The sequence below is a fragment of the Harryflintia acetispora genome, assembly GCA_004340125.1.
Lineage (GTDB): Bacteria > Bacillota > Clostridia > Oscillospirales > Ruminococcaceae > Harryflintia > Harryflintia acetispora.
In genome coordinates this window covers 135,230-152,563 of record SLUK01000008.1, presented here as the reverse complement: position 1 = coordinate 152,563, position 17,334 = coordinate 135,230, and the positions used below count along the sequence as shown (strand labels likewise).

The 17,334-nt window shown below is 62.0% G+C and carries 14 protein-coding genes and 2 riboswitches; of the genes, 5 read left to right on the top strand and 9 right to left on the bottom strand.

The features are described from left to right. The first annotated feature begins 119 nt into the window (after positions 1–119). The 3 genes from EDD78_RS10020 to metK all read left to right on the top strand — a co-directional run bounded on the left by EDD78_RS10020 (position 120) and on the right by metK (position 2,955). On the top strand, positions 120–695 hold the full coding sequence (locus EDD78_RS10020) for a hypothetical protein (RefSeq protein WP_132084843.1): 576 nt from the start codon (positions 120–122) through the stop codon (positions 693–695). 42 nt (positions 696–737) lie between these two features. Beyond that, a riboswitch (FMN riboswitch) is annotated at positions 738–862 on the top strand. A 126-nt stretch (positions 863–988) separates the two neighbouring features. Then, positions 989–1,558 (top strand): ECF transporter S component, encoded by a 570-nt coding sequence (locus EDD78_RS10015; RefSeq protein WP_132084842.1) that lies wholly within the window; start codon positions 989–991, stop codon positions 1,556–1,558. A gap of 43 nt (positions 1,559–1,601) precedes the next feature. Further along, positions 1,602–1,702, top strand: a riboswitch (SAM riboswitch). 98 nt (positions 1,703–1,800) lie between these two features. Then, positions 1,801–2,955, top strand: coding sequence for a methionine adenosyltransferase (gene metK / locus EDD78_RS10010; protein WP_132084841.1), 1,155 nt, complete (start codon positions 1,801–1,803; stop codon positions 2,953–2,955). A 113-nt stretch (positions 2,956–3,068) separates the two neighbouring features. Here metK and guaB read toward each other — a convergent pair whose 3' ends face one another. From guaB to EDD78_RS09990, 4 genes are all read right to left on the bottom strand, one after another. Beyond that, on the bottom strand, positions 3,069–4,544 hold the full coding sequence (guaB, locus tag EDD78_RS10005) for an IMP dehydrogenase (protein WP_181966733.1): 1,476 nt from the start codon (positions 4,542–4,544) through the stop codon (positions 3,069–3,071). A gap of 199 nt (positions 4,545–4,743) precedes the next feature. Then, positions 4,744–6,027 carry a carboxypeptidase-like regulatory domain-containing protein gene (locus tag EDD78_RS10000; protein WP_132084840.1) on the bottom strand — a complete coding sequence of 428 codons (1,284 nt, stop codon included), beginning with the start codon at positions 6,025–6,027 and terminating at the stop codon, positions 4,744–4,746. 13 nt (positions 6,028–6,040) lie between these two features. Next, a complete protein-coding gene (locus EDD78_RS09995) occupies positions 6,041–6,580 on the bottom strand; it encodes a Chromate resistance protein ChrB (RefSeq protein WP_079699840.1) in 540 nt (179 codons plus the stop codon). 155 nt (positions 6,581–6,735) lie between these two features. Then, positions 6,736–7,680, bottom strand: coding sequence for a polysaccharide deacetylase family protein (locus tag EDD78_RS09990; protein ID WP_159449024.1), 945 nt, complete (start codon positions 7,678–7,680; stop codon positions 6,736–6,738). Between the two features lie 274 nt (positions 7,681–7,954). Here EDD78_RS09990 and eno point away from each other — a divergent pair, with 274 nt between their 5' ends. Beyond that, positions 7,955–9,223: a phosphopyruvate hydratase gene (gene eno, locus EDD78_RS09985; protein WP_132084839.1), complete on the top strand. Its 1,269-nt coding sequence runs from the start codon at positions 7,955–7,957 to the stop codon at positions 9,221–9,223. Positions 9,224–9,687: 464 nt separating this feature from the next. Beyond that, on the top strand, positions 9,688–11,472 hold the full coding sequence (locus EDD78_RS09980; protein WP_079699837.1) for a Na/Pi cotransporter family protein: 1,785 nt from the start codon (positions 9,688–9,690) through the stop codon (positions 11,470–11,472). A 67-nt stretch (positions 11,473–11,539) separates the two neighbouring features. On the opposite strand, the gene EDD78_RS09975 is transcribed toward EDD78_RS09980, so the two are convergent. The 5 genes from EDD78_RS09975 to EDD78_RS09955 all read right to left on the bottom strand — a co-directional run bounded on the left by EDD78_RS09975 (position 11,540) and on the right by EDD78_RS09955 (position 17,248). Further along, complete coding sequence (locus EDD78_RS09975) at positions 11,540–12,763, bottom strand: hypothetical protein (RefSeq protein WP_132084838.1); 1,224 nt, start codon at positions 12,761–12,763, stop codon at positions 11,540–11,542. A 210-nt stretch (positions 12,764–12,973) separates the two neighbouring features. Continuing rightward, entirely contained in the window at positions 12,974–13,765 is a 792-nt protein-coding gene (locus EDD78_RS09970; RefSeq protein ID WP_132084837.1) for a hypothetical protein, read from the bottom strand. Next, entirely contained in the window at positions 13,762–14,238 is a 477-nt protein-coding gene (locus tag EDD78_RS09965) for a YbaK/EbsC family protein (protein WP_132084836.1), read from the bottom strand. The genes EDD78_RS09970 and EDD78_RS09965 overlap by 4 nt, the downstream gene beginning before the upstream one ends. 49 nt (positions 14,239–14,287) lie before the next feature. Further along, the gene (locus EDD78_RS09960; protein WP_132084835.1) at positions 14,288–14,866 is read right to left on the bottom strand and encodes an HD domain-containing protein; all 579 of its coding nucleotides are present in this window, start codon (positions 14,864–14,866) and stop codon (positions 14,288–14,290) included. A 12-nt stretch (positions 14,867–14,878) separates the two neighbouring features. Next, a complete protein-coding gene (locus EDD78_RS09955; RefSeq protein ID WP_079699832.1) occupies positions 14,879–17,248 on the bottom strand; it encodes an ATP-dependent helicase in 2,370 nt (789 codons plus the stop codon). Positions 17,249–17,334: the final 86 nt, after the last annotated feature.

Genomic DNA, 17,334 nt, shown 5'->3' with positions numbered 1-17,334 from the left:
CAAAGCGCTTCTTCTATTTTAACACAAACTGTCAAGAATATTGCAAGAATGTCGCAATCAGTATATAATAACGAAGGATAGACGAACCAAAATCAGGAAAGAAGCGGTGGAATGACGGCATGAAAAGACTGCTTGCAGCCATCCTTGCGGCCGGCTGCCTGGCCCTTTCGGGATGCGTGACCAAGAGCGCGAGCGGGGATATCCCTCTCGGCGCCTCGGGCTTTGCGCCCGCCGAGGAAACGGTGAGCGAGAGCGACTATAACGTGGGTGAGCAGGCGCTGGAGGAGGACCTCATCGGCTACTGGGAATATGTCAAATGGAGCGATGCGCTGCTCGAGGAGGAGACCAAGGTGGTGCCCTGGGACTACGACTACCAGCTCTTCGCCTTCGATGAAAACGGGGTGTGCTACAGCACCATGTCGGACAGCCCGCTGAACTGGACCATCGACGACTTTGAAAACGGCTTCGATACCCTCTTTTGCAGCGAGTATACGGTGGAGGACGGGGTGATTACCATCACCGACGAGACGCTCGGCACCTCGGAGGCGTGGGACGTGACCGTGATCGAGGAGGGCTATACCCGCAAGGGGGTCGACTTTAAACCAGGCGACCTGCTGCTTCACCGGCGGGGCCCGGATGGGGAAGTCGAATACGTGCGCCAGCTCCGCCGGATCGAGTTCCCCGAGGAATCTTGACAAGCCGGGGCGAATAGAATATAATAAATAAAAATTTAACAGCGTCTGTTTCAGGGCGGGGTGAAATTCCCCACTGGCGGTGATAGTCCGCGACCCGAAGCGAAAGCCTCGGCTGAATGGGTGTGATTCCCATACCAACGGTATAGTCCGGATGAAAGAAGCAGCACGAGGCGGTTTTCCGCGGATATGCTGACGCCCTTGGGGATTTTCCCAAGGGCTTTTCCGTTTTTCCGGGAAAGGATTCCGGGAGGGCGGCGCACCCCAGAACAGGCCCCAAACTGGAGGAGAACATCATGAAAGCAAGCCAGACCACCCGCAAGCTCACCACCATGGCCATGCTCACCGCACTTTCCATCGTGCTGGTGGCCATCGTCCACTTCCCGCTCTTCCCGGCCGCGCCCTGGATGGAGTACGACCCGGCGGACATCCCGATCTTTATCGGCACCTTCCTCTTCGGCCCCGGCGCGGGTTTGGCGCTGACGCTGGTGGTCTCGATCATCCAGGGCACCACGGTGAGCGCCTCGTCCGGCATCATCGGGATCCTCATGCACTTTTGCGCGACCGGCTCCTTCGCCATCCTGGCCGGGAACATCTACCGCAAAAAGCACACCCGCGGCGGGGCGATGATCGCGCTGGCCGCCGGGGTCGTGACCATGACGGCGGTGATGGCGCTCTGGAACCTGATCTTTACCCCGATTTTCATGGGCGCTCCCCGGCAGGCGGTGCTGGAGCTAATGCTCCCGGTGATCCTCCCCTTCAACCTGATCAAGGCCGGGGCGAACGCCCTGATCACCTACCTTGTCTACAAGCCGATCGCGCGGCTGGTGCGCCACGAGGAGGGCGGGCTGCCCGCGCGCTCTTGACAAGAGGGCGGGAACCGTGTAAAATAAATAAAAATTAAATACATCCTTATCAAGAGCGGCTGAGGGACCAGGCCCTGTGAAGCCCGGCAACCTGCGTGTGAGCGCAAGGTGCCAAATCCTGCGGAAAACTCCGGAAGATGAGGCTAAGATAGAGCGGCGCCCGGTTTTCCGGGCGCTGTTTTTGCGTCTGAAACATCTTGCCAAACAATCTGATAAGGGAAGCGGAAAGGAAGAAAACAAAAATGGCAAACTATCTCTTTACGTCGGAATCGGTGACCGAGGGGCATCCGGACAAGATCTGCGACCAGATTTCGGACGCCGTGCTCGATGCCATGCTGCAGGGGGACCCCCAGTCCCGGGTGGCCTGCGAGTGCGCCGCCACCACCGGCATGGTGCTGATCATGGGGGAAATCACTTCCAAATCACAGGTGGACATCCCGGCGCTGGCAAGACGGGTGATCTGCGACATCGGGTATGACCGGAGCGAATACGGCTTTGATGGGAACACCTGCAACATCCTCACGTCGCTGGACCGGCAGTCCCCCGACATCGCGATGGGGGTCTCGCTGGGCTCCGGGGGCGCCGGCAGCGTGGGCGCCGGGGACCAGGGGATGATGTTCGGCTTTGCCTGCGACGAGACGGCGGAGTACATGCCGCTGACCATCAGCCTCTCGCACAGGCTGACCCGGCGGCTGGCCGAGGTACGGCGCGGCTCTTTACCCTACCTGCGCCCGGACGGGAAGGCCCAGGTGACGGTGGAGTACGACGGCTACACCCCGGTGCGCATTTCGGCGGTGGTGGTCTCCTCCCAGCACGCGGCCGAGGTGGACATCGGGCAGGTGCGGCAGGATATTTTGGAGCAGGTCATCGCCCCGGTGCTGCCGAAAGGGCTCTGCGACGAGCGCACCCGCTACTTCATCAACCCGACCGGACGCTTCGTGGTCGGCGGCCCGATGGGGGACAGCGGCGTGACCGGGCGCAAGATCATCGTGGACACCTACGGCGGCTGGGGCCGCCACGGCGGCGGCGCTTTCTCGGGCAAGGACCCGACCAAGGTGGACCGCAGCGCCGCCTACGCCGCGCGGTACGTGGCCAAGAACATCGTGGCGGCGGGGCTCGCTTCCCGCTGTGAGGTGCAGCTCGCCTATGCCATCGGGGTGGCCGAGCCGGTGTCGGTCAATGTCAACACCTTCGGCACCGGGAAGCGCCCGACGGATGAAATCGAGGCGGCGGTGCGCCGCACCTTCGATTTGCGCCCGGCGGCGATCATCGACTCGCTCGGGCTGCGCTCACTTCGCTATCAGCCGCTGGCGAGCTACGGCCACATGGGCCGCGAGGAGCTGAATGTCAGCTTCGAGCGCACCGACCGGGTGGAGGAACTGCTGGAAAACATATAGTTTTATGTGGGATTCTCAAGGGAATCATCCCCTTGGGCGGGGCGTGGGGCGGCGCCCCACAAAAAAACCAGGGCTTCGATCGCTGCGATCGAAGCCCTGGTTTTACGTTATCCTCAGATCTGCACCGAGTAGTTCGGCGCTTCCTTGGTGATGTAGATATCGTGCGGGTGGCTCTCCTTGAGCCCGGCGCCGGTGATCCGCACAAACTGCGCCTTCTCGTGCATCTCGTCGATGCTGCGGCAGCCGCAGTAGCCCATGCCGGAACGCAGCCCGCCCAGCAGCTGGTAGATGGAATCGGCGACGCTTCCCTTGTAGGGCACCCGGCCCTCGACCCCTTCAGGGACCAGCTTCTTGTTGTCCCCCTGGAAATAGCGGTCCTTGCTGCCGCAGGCCATCGCGCCCAGACTCCCCATGCCGCGGTAGACCTTGAAGCGGCGGCCCTGGAAGATTTCCTCGGCCCCGGGGGCCTCCTCGCAGCCCGCCAGAAGCGAGCCGAGCATCACGACGTTTGCGCCCGCGGCGATCGCCTTGGCGATGTCGCCGGAATACTTGATCCCCCCGTCGGCGATGACCGGGATGTGGTGCTTGCTGGCGACGCAGGCCACGTCGTAGACTGCGGTGATCTGCGGCACGCCGATCCCCGCGACCACCCGGGTGGTGCAGATCGAGCCGGGCCCGATCCCGACCTTCAAGGCGTCGGCGCCCGCCGCGATGAGATCCTCGGCCGCGGCGCCGGTGGCGATGTTGCCGGCGATGACCGGCACGTTCGGAAAGGCCTTCTTGACCTTCGCGACCGCGACGGCGATGTCCTTGTTGTGGCCGTGGGCCGAGTCGAGCACCAGCACGTCCACCTGCGCATTGATGAGCGCCTGGGCGCGGTCGAGCACGTCGGCGGTGGCGCCGATGGCGGCCCCGCAGAGCAGGCGGCCGTTTTTATCCCTGGCGGAGTTGGGGTACTGCACTGCCTTCTCGATGTCCTTGATGGTGATCAGCCCCTTGAGGTAGCCGCCGTCGTCCACGATGGGGAGCTTTTCGATCTTGTGCTTGCGCAGAATCTCCTGCGCCTGGGCCATGGTGGTGCCGACCGGGGCGACCACCAGGTTTTCCTTGGTCATCACGTCCTTGATCTTGACGTTGAAATCGGTCATGAACCGCAGGTCGCGGTTGGTGAGGATGCCCACCAGCTTCCCATCCGCCTCGCAGATCGGCACGCCGGAAATCTTATACTTGCCCATCAGCTCGTCCGCGTCGAAGACAAAGTGCTCGGGTGAGAGGTAGAACGGGTTGACGATGACCCCGTTTTCCGAGCGCTTGACCTTATCCACCTCGTCGGCCTGCCGCTCGATGGACATATTCTTGTGGATGATCCCGATCCCGCCCTCGCGCGCGATGGCAATGGCCATCTTGGCCTCGGTCACGGTGTCCATCGCAGCGGTCATGACGGGGGTGTTCAGGGTGATCCCCTTGACCAGCTCGCTGCGCAGGTCGACCTCCTTGGGGAGCACGTCGCTCTTCGCGGGGATCAGCAGCACGTCGTCGAACGTCAGGCCCTCCTTGGCGAACTTGCCCGAAAATTCGGTATTCAGCATAGATTATCCTCCTTTTTCATCGCCGATTTCCATTCCTCTTGCACCAAACCACAATCGTTTTTCGATATTTTTTCCATTCTAGCACCAAACGCCCCATTATTCAATAGCATTTTTGTCCTTCTTTCGCAGACAGATTCCCGCGGGATTGGGCAGGTTGATGAAAAGGGGGAGGGAGCCGCGGCCCCTTCCCCCCTTTGGTTTACAAGATAATCGTTTGCTCCTGTCCGCCGTCCGTGCCGGCGGTAAAGCGCTTCTCCTGCCCGTTGCCCCAAACGTGCAGCGTGTAGCTCTCGGCAGGGGAGAGGAGGATGAACTTCCCCTCGTAGTCGGTGTAGCCCTCCTCAGATTTGCCGCCCTCCTGCGGGTCGGCGCGCACCGAAAGGCCGGGCAGCGGCGCGCCAAAGGCATCCCGGAAACAGAGGATCAGCTTGTCCGCCCGGCGCGCGAGGCTCTCCCGGGGCGCCTCGCCGTTCCAGACCAGGGTGTAGTCCCGCACCCCTGTAAAGGGCAGTCCCCATACTTGGTACTCCTGCCGCTGGACCCCCTCCTTGCGGTAGGGGTTCGACAGGGTGAGGCGGTAACGCTCGTAGACCCCCGCCTGTCGCAGCACCTCGCCGTTTTGATCGGTCTTCCTGGCTTCGATGCGAAGCGCCTTTGGGTTTTCCGGCTCCCCCGAGACCACCAGGTCGGGCACCGGACGCCCGGCGGCATCGACGATTTTCAGCCGCAGCTGGCAGGCGGGGGAGCTCTGCGGGTCCGCGTATGGACCGGGCACGGACGGGTCGCTGCGCAGGGGGAGCACATATTCCCGGCTGCCGCCCACCGACGCGTCGAAGCAGAAGGTCTGCTCCCCCACCGAAGGCAGGCCCTCGGCGCGGGAAACGGTGACGGTATAGCTGTCCCGCGCGGGGCTGATGAACACATATTTCCCGTCCGGGTCGTTGTAGCCGAGCTGCCCGTCGGTGCCCGGGTTGGCCTTCTGTCCCGCGGCGGGCAAAGGCGGGTTGTCCCTGCCGCCCGAGAGGAAGAGCCCGCAGACCGGGTTCCCGGTGGCATCGACAAAGCGCAGCACTACCTTTTCTGAGAGCGCTTCCAGGCTTTTTGCCGGGCTCTGCTCCTTCCAAACGGCCTCCACTGTCTGAGGGCCGTCTCCGGGCAGGACGGTGAAGGAAACGCTTTGGCGGACAATCGCGGGAAAGCGGTAGTAGTCCTGCAGCGTGACGGTATACCGCTTGCCGACAAGCAGCTCCCCGCAGGGAAAACGGCCCTCGGGGCCGGTCATACTGATATAGTCCGGGGTGAGCGAGGACTCCAGGATTTCGCCCGAGCCATAGTCGCAGGACGCCGACAGGCCGGCCACCGGCGCGCCGCCGGGGGTGCGCACCTGCAAAAACACCTCCCGGACCGGGGAAGCGGCCAGGGGGGCGAAGCTGACAAAGATAAAGAGAAGAGCGCAGCAAAGGGAGAGAAAAAGACGTTTCATCAAAATCCTCCGCTCAGAGCTTGTCCAGCGTGCGGCACAGCTGGTTGGCAAAGTCCTGCGCCGAGGCGCGCAGGGAATCGATCGCCCCGTAGAGCTTCTGCTCGAACTCCCCCGAGCGTCCGGACTGGAAGTGGTCCCGGCTCTTGGCCAGGGAATATTTCTTGACCACCTTTTTGAGCTGTTCGGTCTCGTATTCGCTCAGCTTCTGCCCGGCGTGCTGTCCGAGCTGGGCGAACAGGTCGGCGCACTCGCGCAGCAGCTCGACGTATTCGCTGTCCGACTGCTTTTTGAATTTCTGGATCAGCGCGGCCTCGTCCGAGGCCCGCAGAAAGCGCAGCTCCACCAGCTGGGCGTCCCCACCCATCTCGCCGATTTTCTGGGCGAGGCGGCTGAGGCGCGCGACATTCTTTTTGTTTTGCGGCAGAACGGCCACGCCCTGCTTAAAATATTCCGCGCCGAACTCCTTGAGCTTGCGCCAGACGTAGACCCGGTTGCGCGAGGGGTTGATCGGGATGCTGTACCCGAGCGCGACCCACTTGTGAGAGCCTTCCAAGGCCGTTCACCACCCTTCATTTGATGGTTCTATTGTAACAACTGTTAAACCAAAGGTCAACCGGGAAAACGCCGTTTTCCCCGAAAAATAAAGGACGGAACAGGCAAAAGAAAAATTTGCCTGTTCCGTTCATAAAGTAGGGAAGACGAGGGACGCTAGAGCTCCATTTTGGCGAACTCGTAGCCCTCCTGGCGCGCCGCGTCGATAAAGTCGCCGAGCACGGCGGCGTTGGTGGAGGAGACCGAGTGCAGCAGGTAGATCGCCCCGCAGTGCAGGTGGCTCTTCAGCTGCTCGAGCGCGTCGGCCTCCGCCATCTGGTTGTCGGGGTCCCAGTCGGCGTAGGCGAAGCTCCAGAACACCGGCTTATAGCTGTTCATCTGCACCAGCCCCAGGGCCTGCTCACTGAATTTCCCCTCGGGGAAACGGTAATACCGGCAGGCGTAGCCAAGCTGGTCGTTTACCATATTGTGCAGCGAGAGCAGGTCCTCCTGCGCCTCGGAGAGGGGGGCCTCGGTGGCGTCGAGATGGTTGTCGGTGTGGTTGCCCAGCACATGCCCCTCGTCGATCATCCGCTGGCACAGCTCGGGCTCGGTGCGCACATAGTGCCCGGTCAGAAAGAAGACGGCGGGCGCCTCCTTTTCCTTTAACGTATCGAGGATTTTGGCGGTGTAGCCGTTTTCGTACCCTTGGTCAAAGGTTAAGTAGATTTTCTTTTCATCCTTGTTTCCAATGAAGATGGCGCCGTATTTTCCGTATTGCTCCTGCAGTGCGATGGGGGCGGTGGGACGGTTCTCCTCATCCACCTGCCGGCCCGGGCCCCAGGTGACCGCCGCCGGGTCGAGAGCGCCGATTTGTGAAAAATCGGCGCTCCCGGCTGCGGCTGCGGCTTCACTCGAGGAATCCATCGAGGAAGAGGACGAGGAACTGCTGCTCTCGGGCGCTTCGCTGCTGGAGCTCGGTTCAGGCATGGAGCTGGACGACGAGCTGGAAATCGAAGGGGCCGAAGAGGACGAGCCGTTCTTGTCATCGTTTCGGCCCGTACATCCGGCCAGCATGCAAAGGGCCAGCGAGAGTGCGAGCACAGTTTTGAAAATCTTCATGTTCATTCCTCCTGGAGCAGAAAGGGATAACTTCCTGCCTTCATTTTAGCACATTTTTGTAGGAGCGGGGACAGCTTTACGGCGAAACCGTCTCCACATTTCAATATTCTGTCTGGCGCGGGTCATTTTATTTGTCTTAGCGTAAAATTTCAGCGAAAGGATAATTTTTCCGGCAAAAACCTGCCGTAGACAGCTCAAAAATATGGCAGGATGTACATAAAATCCCATCCGTTCGTTCATACTACAACTATAGTCTACCAAAGGAGGCAATACAATGGAATATCCGTGCAAGATCGTTTCGATAAAGGGAAGGGAAATCCTCGACAGCCGGGGGAACCCGACGGTGGAATGCGTGGTCCGCCTGTCGGGCGGGGACGTGGGCCGGGCGGCGGTGCCCTCGGGCGCCTCCACCGGACAGTTCGAGGCGCACGAGCTGCGCGACGGTGACTCCTCCCGCTACGGCGGCAAGGGGGTGCTCGCCGCGGTACAAAACATTACCAAAACCATCGCGCCCGCCCTCTACGGGATGGACGGGGCCAACATCCGGGCGATCGACCGGGCGCTCGTCGAGCTCGACGGCACCGAGAACAAGCGGGGTCTCGGCGCCAACGCTACCCTCGGTGTTTCGCTCGCCTGCGCCAGGGCCGCCTGCCGGGCGCTCGGGCTGCCGCTCTACCGGTATCTCGGCGGGGTGCGGGCCGATACCCTGCCGGTGCCGATGATGAACATCCTCAACGGCGGCGCGCACGCCTCGAACAATGTGGACATCCAGGAATTCATGATCATGCCGGTGGGCGCGGCGTCCTTCTCGGAGGGGCTGCGCTGGTGCGCGCAGGTCTACCACAGCTTGGGAAGCCTGCTGCGCGCGCGGGGCCTTTCGACCGGGGTCGGGGACGAGGGTGGTTTCGCGCCGGACCTTTCGTCGGACAGCGAGGCCATCGAACTGATCATCGAGGCCGTCGAGGGCGCGGGCTTCGAGATGCACACCGACTTCATGCTGGCGCTGGACGCCGCCGCGAGCGAGTGGACCGCCGAGTACGGCTACCGCCTGCCCAAGCTCGGGCGCAGCTACGACACCGATTCGCTGATCGCCTATTGGCAGGATCTGCTCGGGCGCTACCCCATCTGCTCGCTGGAGGACCCGCTGGGGGAGGAGGACTTCATCGGCTGGGCCTCGCTGACCGAAAAGCTCGGCTCGAAGGCCATGCTGGTGGGGGACGACCTGTTCGTCACCAACACCGAGCGCCTGCGCCAGGGGATCGAGCTTCGGGCGGGGAACGCGATCCTCATCAAGGTCAACCAGATCGGCACCCTTTCCGAGTCGCTGGACGCCATTGAGATGGCCAAGAAGGCGGGGTTCCGCACCATCATCTCCCACCGCTCGGGCGAGACCGAGGACACCACCATCGCCGACCTGGCCGTGGCGGTGAACGCCGGGTACATCAAGACCGGCGCGCCCTGCCGCAGCGAGCGGGTGGCGAAATACAACCAGCTGCTGCGCATCGAGGAGCAGCTCGGCTGCTCGGCCCGGTATGGCGGATAGCCGCGAAATAGGGAACAAATAGTATATTTATTAATATTATATACGATTTGTATCGAAAAAGATAGCTTTTTTGCCCCGAATGCTTGTAATGCAGGGGGCGGAAAAGCTATTTTCCTGTCGCGAAAAATGGTCATGGGGAAACCCCTTGATAGGGTTTCCCCACGCAAAAGCCTTCCACTGGAAGCTTTTTGCTCCCCTTCCTGATCTATGGGAGGCTTCTGTGGCGGCAAGATGGCAGCGACCCGGAAAAGGCCGTGGGCTCTGCCCACACCCGCCAAAGGGTCAAGGACCCTTTGGAAACCCAATGATTTCCCTGTGGATTTCTTTATAACAAGTACAATTATTTATGAGGGTATAAATTTTCTTTTAAAAATTGTTGAGTATTTCTTTCGCGGCTGTTATAATCAAAATGAGAGAACCGGGTCAAGGGACGGTAAAATCTTCGGACAAACGGAGGAAGATCAATGGATTTTTTCAGCTTGGTGACCATGTTGGGCGGGCTGGCCCTCTTTCTGTACGGAATGTCGATTCTCGGCTCAGGGTTGGAGAAGGTCTCGGGCGGGCGGCTGGAGAGCGCGCTGGAGAAGCTGACCAAGAATACCCTGTCGAGCGTGCTGTTCGGCGCGTTGGTCACCGCGGCGGTCCAGTCCTCCTCGGCCACCACGGTGGTGGTCGTTGGCCTGGTAAACGCCAGGGTCATGAAGCTGCGCCAGGCCATCGGGGTCATCATGGGCGCGAACATCGGTACCACCATCACCGCGCACATTCTGCGTCTGGCCGGGGTGGACAGCTCCAACTTCCTCATCCAGTTTTTTAAGCCCACCACCCTGGCGCCGCTGTTCGCCATCATCGGCGTGCTGCTCTTCATGTCCTCCAAGCGCACCGTCAAAAAGGACGTCGGGCAGATCCTGCTGGGGTTTGGCATCCTCTTCACCGGGATGATCACCATGTCCGACGCGGTGGCCCCCTTGGCCGACATGCCCGGCTTCGCGAAGCTCTTTTCGATGTTTGAAAACCCCGTCCTCGGCGTGATCGTCGGGACCCTGGTGACCGCGGTCATCCAGTCCTCCTCCGCCTCGGTCGGTATCCTGCAGGCGCTCTCCTCCACCGGGGTGATCACCTGTGCATCGGCCTTCCCGATCATCATGGGCCAGAACATCGGTACGTGCATCACCCCGATCCTGGCCTCGATCGGCGCTTCCAAGAACGCCAAGCGCACCGCAATGGTCCACCTGACCTTCAACATCCTGGGTACCGTCATCTTCCTGGCGGCGACCTACCTGTTCCAATATACCATCGGCTTCCCGTTCTGGAACGACCCGATCTCGATGGGCGGGATCGCGAATTTCCACACCATCTTCAACGTGACCATCACCCTGCTCTTCCTGCCCTTCGTGGGGCTCCTGGAGCGGATCGTCTGCACCATGATCAAGGACGACCCGACCGGGGAGGACGAGGAAGAGGCCGTGGTGGTCCAGCTGGACGACCGGCTGCTCGTCTCCCCCGGCCTGGCGCTGGAATATGTGCATAAGGCCACGGTGCAGATGGGCAAGCTCGCGCTCAAGAACTTCAGCAATTCGATCAAGCAATTTGAAAAATTGGACCTCAAGCGGGAGGAGCGTATGCGCGAGAACGAGGACACCATCGACAAGCTGGAGAGCCGCCTGGGAATCTACCTGCTCAAGCTCTCGGAGCGCGAGCTCACCGAGAGCGAGTCGCGCCAGGTCTCACAGACGCTGCAGGTGATCAGCGAGTTTGAGCGAATAGGCGACTACTCGATGAACAACGCCCAGTGCGCGCTGCGCCTGTACGATGACAAGGCCAACTTCTCCCAGAAGGCCCTGGGTGAGCTGCAGGTGCTCAGCGAGGCGGTGGGGGAGATCATTGAGAAGGCGATCTGCTCCTTCGAGGAACAGGACGTGGCGGTGGCCGCCACCATCGAGCCGCTCGAGCAGGTGATCGACCTGGTGGAGGAGACGCTCAAGGAGCGGCACATCCTGCGCCTGCGGGACGGGAGCTGCTCGATCGAGGCGGGCTTCCCGTATGTCGAGACCCTTTCGAGCCTGGAGCGTATCGCCGACCACTGCTCGAACGTTGGGGTGCATGTCATCACCCATCAGAATGCCGAGCAGGGGATCGACCGGCACGACTATCTGCGCGAGGTCCACCTGGGCACCTCCAAGACCTATGCCGAGCTTTACCAGGACTACGACAAGAAATATTATTCCCGGATCGCCCCGCAGGGGTGAAACAGAGAAAGCGCCCCGGCCAAAGATTCTTGGCCGGGGCGCTTTTGGGTGATGGGACGCCGCGCGCTTAGCCCCCCGCGCGGCGCTGTGCGAAAACCTTGAGCTCGGGCCCGTTTTCGCCCATCACCCAGGCGCTGCCGCTCCCCCCGATGTCCCACCCCGAAAAGCTGGCGGCGTTTGTGAAGGAGGCCAGCGGCAAGCCAGAGGCGCCCGCCACGTTGCCCGAGGCGGTGGCGGTGGTGGACCCGCAGGCGGTGTCGTTGGGAAAATAGCAGTTTTCCATTTTTGCCTTCCCCCACAACCCGGCGATCATCCCGTTTCCCTGCGTGCCCGACAATTTGGCGGGAATGGCGTAGCAGCGGCGGATGGTGTTGGCGGTGCTGTCACCGTTGAAGTCCCCCGAAATGCCTGCCGCGTGGCGGACGCCGGAATAGACGCCGCCCAGTGCGTAGCAGTCCTCGATTACGATGTTGGTGCTGTCGTTTCCGAGGATTCCCCCCGCGTCATAACCGGCGGTGGTGCTGACGGTGCAATCCTTGGAGTAGCAGCGCGAAATGGTGGCATCCCTGGCCTGGCCGGCGAGGGTGCCGGCGTGCCATGATCCTCCCGTCATGGCGATGTTGGCATTTTCGATCCCCAGGTTCATCAGCGCGCCGCTGAATGTGGCGAACAGCCCAGCGGGCTTGCCGGAGGAGGTACTGGTCAGGTTCCGGATGACATAGCCGTCCCCGTCGTAGGTGCCGTTAAAGTCGAAGTTCTGCCAGGACACCCCCGCCATGTCGATGTCGCAGGCCTGCTTATAATGGGAACCGGTGTGCTTTTGCAGATGCGCCAGCTGGGCGGGACTGGCGACCTGGTAGGGGTTTTGCGCGCTGCCGTTCCCCATTAGGAAAGCGCCGGTGTCGTCAGGATGTCCGCAGACGCGAGCGGTCTGGAGCGCGGCGGACTTGGTCGCCTCGCGGTCCAGCCCCTCCCGGCCCGGCATGGGAAGGGCGGTCACGGTGAGGGTATAGGTTTTCGGCTCGGCCAGCGAGATCGGGGCCGGGAGGAAGACGGTGCGCGCCGACTGGACAGTCAGCTCCTCCCGGGCCAGCAGCGCCTGCGGGTCGGCCGCCGCCCCCTCGTAGAGGGCGAAGACATAGCGGCCAGTGCGCGTCGAGGGGGTGAAGGGGATGTTGACCCCGTATTCGTCGGCCTGGACTGCGGCCCGCGCCTCGTCCGCGGCCGCGGGAAGAAAAAGTATAGCCGCCAGGCAGGCTGCCAGCAGCAGGGAACATGCCATTCGCTTCATCAATAAAACCTCCCCAAAAGACCGCTAGATAAGCAATCCTGGGGTCCTGCCGGCAGGCGGATGGGGAAGGAAACCGCCATTTTCCCTTGCAACCTTTCCCAGAATCGGGTATAATTAGGGCATAGGTTCCAACTCCTGGAAGCGTTTCCCGGGAGAGGCGAATGAAATTACAGAAAGATGACCGTTAGCTTGCTTAGCTAACGGTCATTTTTAATCCTTCTCCAGCCGCTCCAACAGCGCGTCGATCCGGGTGCGCAGCTCCTCCTGCGGGACCGGCAGGAGGATTTCCCCGTTGTCCTCGGTACCGGCGAAGAAGGCTTCCTCCTCCATCGCCACCAAGGCCGGGGTGTCCCCGTGCGCGAACCGTGCGTCGAACGCGGCGGCCTCGGGGTCCTGCGGGCTTTGGCAGGCGGCTTGCTCCTCGCCGTTATGGGTGACGGTGCAGGCGCTCTGCGCGTCGTCCCCGCCGAAGAGCGTGTAGGTGCGCTGCCAGACGTCCAGCAGCCCGCCCGCTTCATCCGGCTCTGGCAGCAGGCGCAGGGCGCTTTCCAGGACGATTTCCTGCGTCCCGTGCCCGCCCTTGCCAATGAGTACGAGCCCATCGCCCGAGGCGGCCGGGTAAAATTCGCAGCTGCCGTTCGGCACCTCGTAGTCGCCTACGACCTCGTATGCGTCTTCCGTCAGCCGCAGCAGGGTATGGGTGCCCGAAAAGTTGCCGTAGCTGCCCACGATCAGCTCGGGGGAGCCGTCCCCGTCGAAGTCATAAAGCCCCAGGTTATATTGCCAGGGCACGAAGTCCTCGCCGTTGACGAAGCTGTTTGCCGCCTCGCTCAGGCGCTCCAGCAGCTCGTCCCGCGGCGCGCCCGCCATGGGCGCGGGCTCTTCGGGGGCGCTTTCCGGCGCGGCGCCCGGCGGGGGAACATCATTCTGTTGTCCGGGCGCGCCGGCGCAGCCGGCCAGCAGGAGCAGGCCGCTCAGCACCAGCGGCACAAGCCGCCTCATGCCTGCCAGCCCTTGCAGACGTCCACCCACCCGGCCGCCTTCGACAGCGCAAAGAGCTCGTCCGGGGTCAGCTCGATGGCCGAGCTGGCGCTGCCCGCCGCGGGATAGACGGTATCGAAGCGCCGCAGCGACTCGTCCAGGTAGGTGCGCACCCCGCCGGGGTTGCAGAACGGGCAGACCCCGCCGATCTCGTGGCCGGTCAGCCCCGCCACCTGCTCGGGGGTAAGCATCTTGGCCTTGCAGGAAAACGCCGCCTTATATTTCGGGTTGTCGATCTTGGCGTCCCCGGCGGCGACGATCAGAATGCACCCGCCGTCCGCGTCCAGGAAGGATAGGGTCTTGGCGATCCTGGCCCCCTCTACCCCCAATGCGGCGGCGGCAAGCTCCACCGTCGCGCTGGAGACTGTGAATTCGTGGATGCGCTCCAGCATCCCAAGGGAAGAAAAATACTCCCGTACCGCTTCGATTGCCATAATGATAATCATTCCTTTCTTAGGCAAAAAAACCGAGGGTTTGAAAGATTCATCTTTCAAACTTATCCTTTCTCACTTCGTCCAGATAGGTCGCCTGCAAGTCTGCCACATGCAGGTGGACCGCCAGCGGGTAGCGCTCGAACGCGCCCGAGAGCGCGAAGCTGCCCACCTTGACCGAGTCGTCGAACCCGCCCATGTGCCAGCGGATCGCCATCGCCTCCTCGCGGCTCAGCCTCATGAAGCCGCTGATGATATAGACCGACTTCTCGCCGTGCCCATAGGGGAGCTGGTCGTTGACGGTATAGAAGGGCTGTTTCTCCCACTGGCCGGTCTGCTCGTTTTTCACGTTGCGGGTGCTCACCGCGTAGAAATCGGCCTTGCAAATGTCGTGCAGCAGCCCGCAGACGGCCAGCGTCTCGGGGGAATACTCCGCGGCGGCCTGCGGGTTCTGGCAGAGCCGGCGGTAGACGTTCAGACTGTGCAGGCAGAGGCCCCCCTCCTGCGCCAGATGGAAGCGGGTGCTCGCCGGGGCGGTGAAGAAGTCGGTGCGCTGCAGCCAGCTCAGCAGCTGGCTTGCCCCCTCGCGCTTGACATGTTCGTTAAATATTTCGATAAACTGTTCTCTCATTGCCGTTCCTCCTTATACCTCGGCCGGCTTCTTGAGCTTGGCGTAGTTTGCCATCACCTTCTTGGTGCCCACCGAATCGAAGGCGATCTCCAAAAGCCGGTCCCCACCCATCGGCTTGACCGAGAGGACGGTGCCAGCGCCGTAGACCGGGTGCTCGACCCGCTCGCCCTCGCTGTAGCTGGCGCTGTCCGCCTTCCGCGCCGGCATGCCGGCGCCAAGGCGCCGGGAGACGCTCGCCGCGCTTTTCTGCGTGCGCTGAGGGCGGACGTCCTCGAGCAGGTTGCGCGAGACGGTCTTGTCGTCCAGCTCGTAGGTCTCCTTAGGCAGCTCCTTGATGAAGCGGGACATCATGTTGCGGGTGGTCGAGCCGAAGATCATCCGCTGGGCGCAGCAGGTAATATGCAGCGCCGCCTTGGCGCGGGTATAGGCGACGTAGGCCAGGCGGCGCTCCTCCTCGATCTGCTGCGGGTCGTAGATCGACTGGCTGCCGGGGAAGATCCCCTCCTCCGCGCCCGCGACAAAGACGTTGGGGAATTCCAGCCCCTTGGCCGAGTGGATGGTCATCAAAATCACCCGGTCGTCGCTGTCGTTGTAGCTGTCGAGGTCGGTGTAGAGCGCGATCTCCTCCAAAAACCCAGAGAGGGTGGGCTCCTCGTTCTCCTGCATATAGTGCTGGATGTTGGTCTTGAGCTCCTCCAGGTTTTCGATCCTGGTCTGCTCGAGGGTGCCCTGGGCCTTGAGCGCGGCCATGTAGCCTGAGCGCTCGAGCACCAGGTCGAACAGTTCGTCGAGCGGCAGGCCCCCTGCCTCCTCCTCGATGAAGGAGTCGATCATCCTGGTGAATTCGATCAGCGAGAGGGCCTTGCGCGAGAGGGGCTGGTACTCGTCGGCGGCGCGCAGCACCTCGAAAAGCGGGAGCCCGAGCGAGAGAGCCAGCTCGTTTGCGGCACTGATGGTCGCCTCCCCGATCCCGCGCTTGGGCTCGTTGATGATCCTTGTCAGGCGCAGGTTGTCCGAGGGGTTGTTGATGATACTCAGGTAAGAGATCAGGTCCTTGATTTCCTTGCGCTCGTAGAAGCGCAGCCCGCCGATGATCTTATAGGGGATGGCGCTGCGGGTCAGCTCCCGCTCGATCGAAGCGGACTGGGCGTTCATCCGGTAAAGGACGGCGTGGTCCGAAAAATGCTGTCCCTCGCGCACGTTTTTGGCGATGGTGTCGCAAATATAGGCGGCCTCGCCCTGCTCGTCGGACAGGCGAACCACCTGGACCTTGGCCCCCTCGCCATTTTCGGTCCAGAGGTTTTTGCCCTTGCGCTCGGTATTGTTCTGGATTACCCCGTTGGCCGCGGCGAGGATGGTCTTGGTCGAGCGGTAGTTCTGCTCGAGCCGGATCACCTTGGCGCCGGGGAACTGGTCCTCGAACTGGAGGATATTTTCGATGGTGGCGCCGCGGAACTTGTAGATGCTCTGGTCGTCGTCCCCCACCACGCACAGGTTGTGGTGCCCGCCCGCGAGCAGGGCGATCAGCTTATACTGCAGGAGGTTGGTGTCCTGGTATTCGTCCACCATGATGTAGCGGAAGCGGTTCTGGTAGTATTCGAGCACGTCGGAGTTTTCCTGCAGCAGGCGCACCGTGAGCAGGATGATGTCGTCGAAATCCACCGCGTTGGCGTGGCGCAGCTCCTGCTGGTAGCCCTGGTAGCACTTGGCCGCCGTCTGGGTGAGGTAGTCGTTTGAGCTTTTCATAAGCTCCTGCGGGGTGAGCATGGCGTCCTTGGCGCGGGAGATGACCGAGAGCAGGGTGCGGGGCTTGAGGTTCTTGTCACTGACCCCACAGAGGTCCATCTGCCGCTTGATCACCCGGATCGAATCGTCGCTGTCATAGATGGTGAAGCTCGGGGAATAGCCCAGCCGCTCGATATACCGCCGCAAAATCCGCACGCAGGCGCTGTGGAAGGTGGCGGCGTTTATGTCTCTGGCCGCCTCGCCCAGGGTGCGCTCGAGCCGCTCGCGCAGCTCCCCCGCGGCCTTGTTGGTGAAGGTGATGGCTAAGATATTCCAGGGCCGCACCGGGCGGGAAGCGATCAGCGAGCAGAGGCGCTCCTCGTCCCCGCCTGCCCCCTCGGCCCAGCTTTCCAAAAAGGCGTAATCCTCCTCGCCCAGCGGCGGTATGTAATCGGAGTGGTAGGCATCCCCGAAGCGGACCAGGTTGAGAATGCGGTTGATCAGCACGGTGGTCTTGCCGCTGCCAGCACCCGCGAGGATGAGCACCGGGCCGCTGACGGTGAAGACCGCTTCGCGCTGGCGGGGGTTCATCCGGGAAAAGTATTGTTCCAAAATCTGTTTTTTCAGCGCGGGATAGCGCGCGCCTTCGTTTGGCATGTGTTGTTACCTCCCAATCGGTTTGCAAGCATCCATTATAGCACAGGACGAAAAGAATAAAAAGGCCTCAGAAAAGCGCGAAAGCC

Bases quoted from the DNA above. Each gene is read 5' to 3' on its own strand.
- EDD78_RS10020 (WP_132084843.1), top strand. From the start codon at position 120: ATGAAAAGACTGCTTGCAGCCATCCTTGCGGCCGGCTGCCTGGCCCTT.
- EDD78_RS10015 (WP_132084842.1), top strand. From the start codon at position 989: ATGAAAGCAAGCCAGACCACCCGCAAGCTCACCACCATGGCCATGCTC.
- metK (WP_132084841.1), top strand. From the start codon at position 1,801: ATGGCAAACTATCTCTTTACGTCGGAATCGGTGACCGAGGGGCATCCG.
- guaB (WP_181966733.1), bottom strand. From the start codon at position 4,544: ATGCTGAATACCGAATTTTCGGGCAAGTTCGCCAAGGAGGGCCTGACG.
- EDD78_RS10000 (WP_132084840.1), bottom strand. From the start codon at position 6,027: ATGAAACGTCTTTTTCTCTCCCTTTGCTGCGCTCTTCTCTTTATCTTT.
- EDD78_RS09990 (WP_159449024.1), bottom strand. From the start codon at position 7,680: ATGAAGATTTTCAAAACTGTGCTCGCACTCTCGCTGGCCCTTTGCATG.
- eno (WP_132084839.1), top strand. From the start codon at position 7,955: ATGGAATATCCGTGCAAGATCGTTTCGATAAAGGGAAGGGAAATCCTC.
- EDD78_RS09980 (WP_079699837.1), top strand. From the start codon at position 9,688: ATGGATTTTTTCAGCTTGGTGACCATGTTGGGCGGGCTGGCCCTCTTT.
- EDD78_RS09975 (WP_132084838.1), bottom strand. From the start codon at position 12,763: ATGAAGCGAATGGCATGTTCCCTGCTGCTGGCAGCCTGCCTGGCGGCT.
- EDD78_RS09970 (WP_132084837.1), bottom strand. From the start codon at position 13,765: ATGAGGCGGCTTGTGCCGCTGGTGCTGAGCGGCCTGCTCCTGCTGGCC.
- EDD78_RS09965 (WP_132084836.1), bottom strand. From the start codon at position 14,238: ATGGCAATCGAAGCGGTACGGGAGTATTTTTCTTCCCTTGGGATGCTG.
- EDD78_RS09960 (WP_132084835.1), bottom strand. From the start codon at position 14,866: ATGAGAGAACAGTTTATCGAAATATTTAACGAACATGTCAAGCGCGAG.
- EDD78_RS09955 (WP_079699832.1), bottom strand. From the start codon at position 17,248: ATGCCAAACGAAGGCGCGCGCTATCCCGCGCTGAAAAAACAGATTTTG.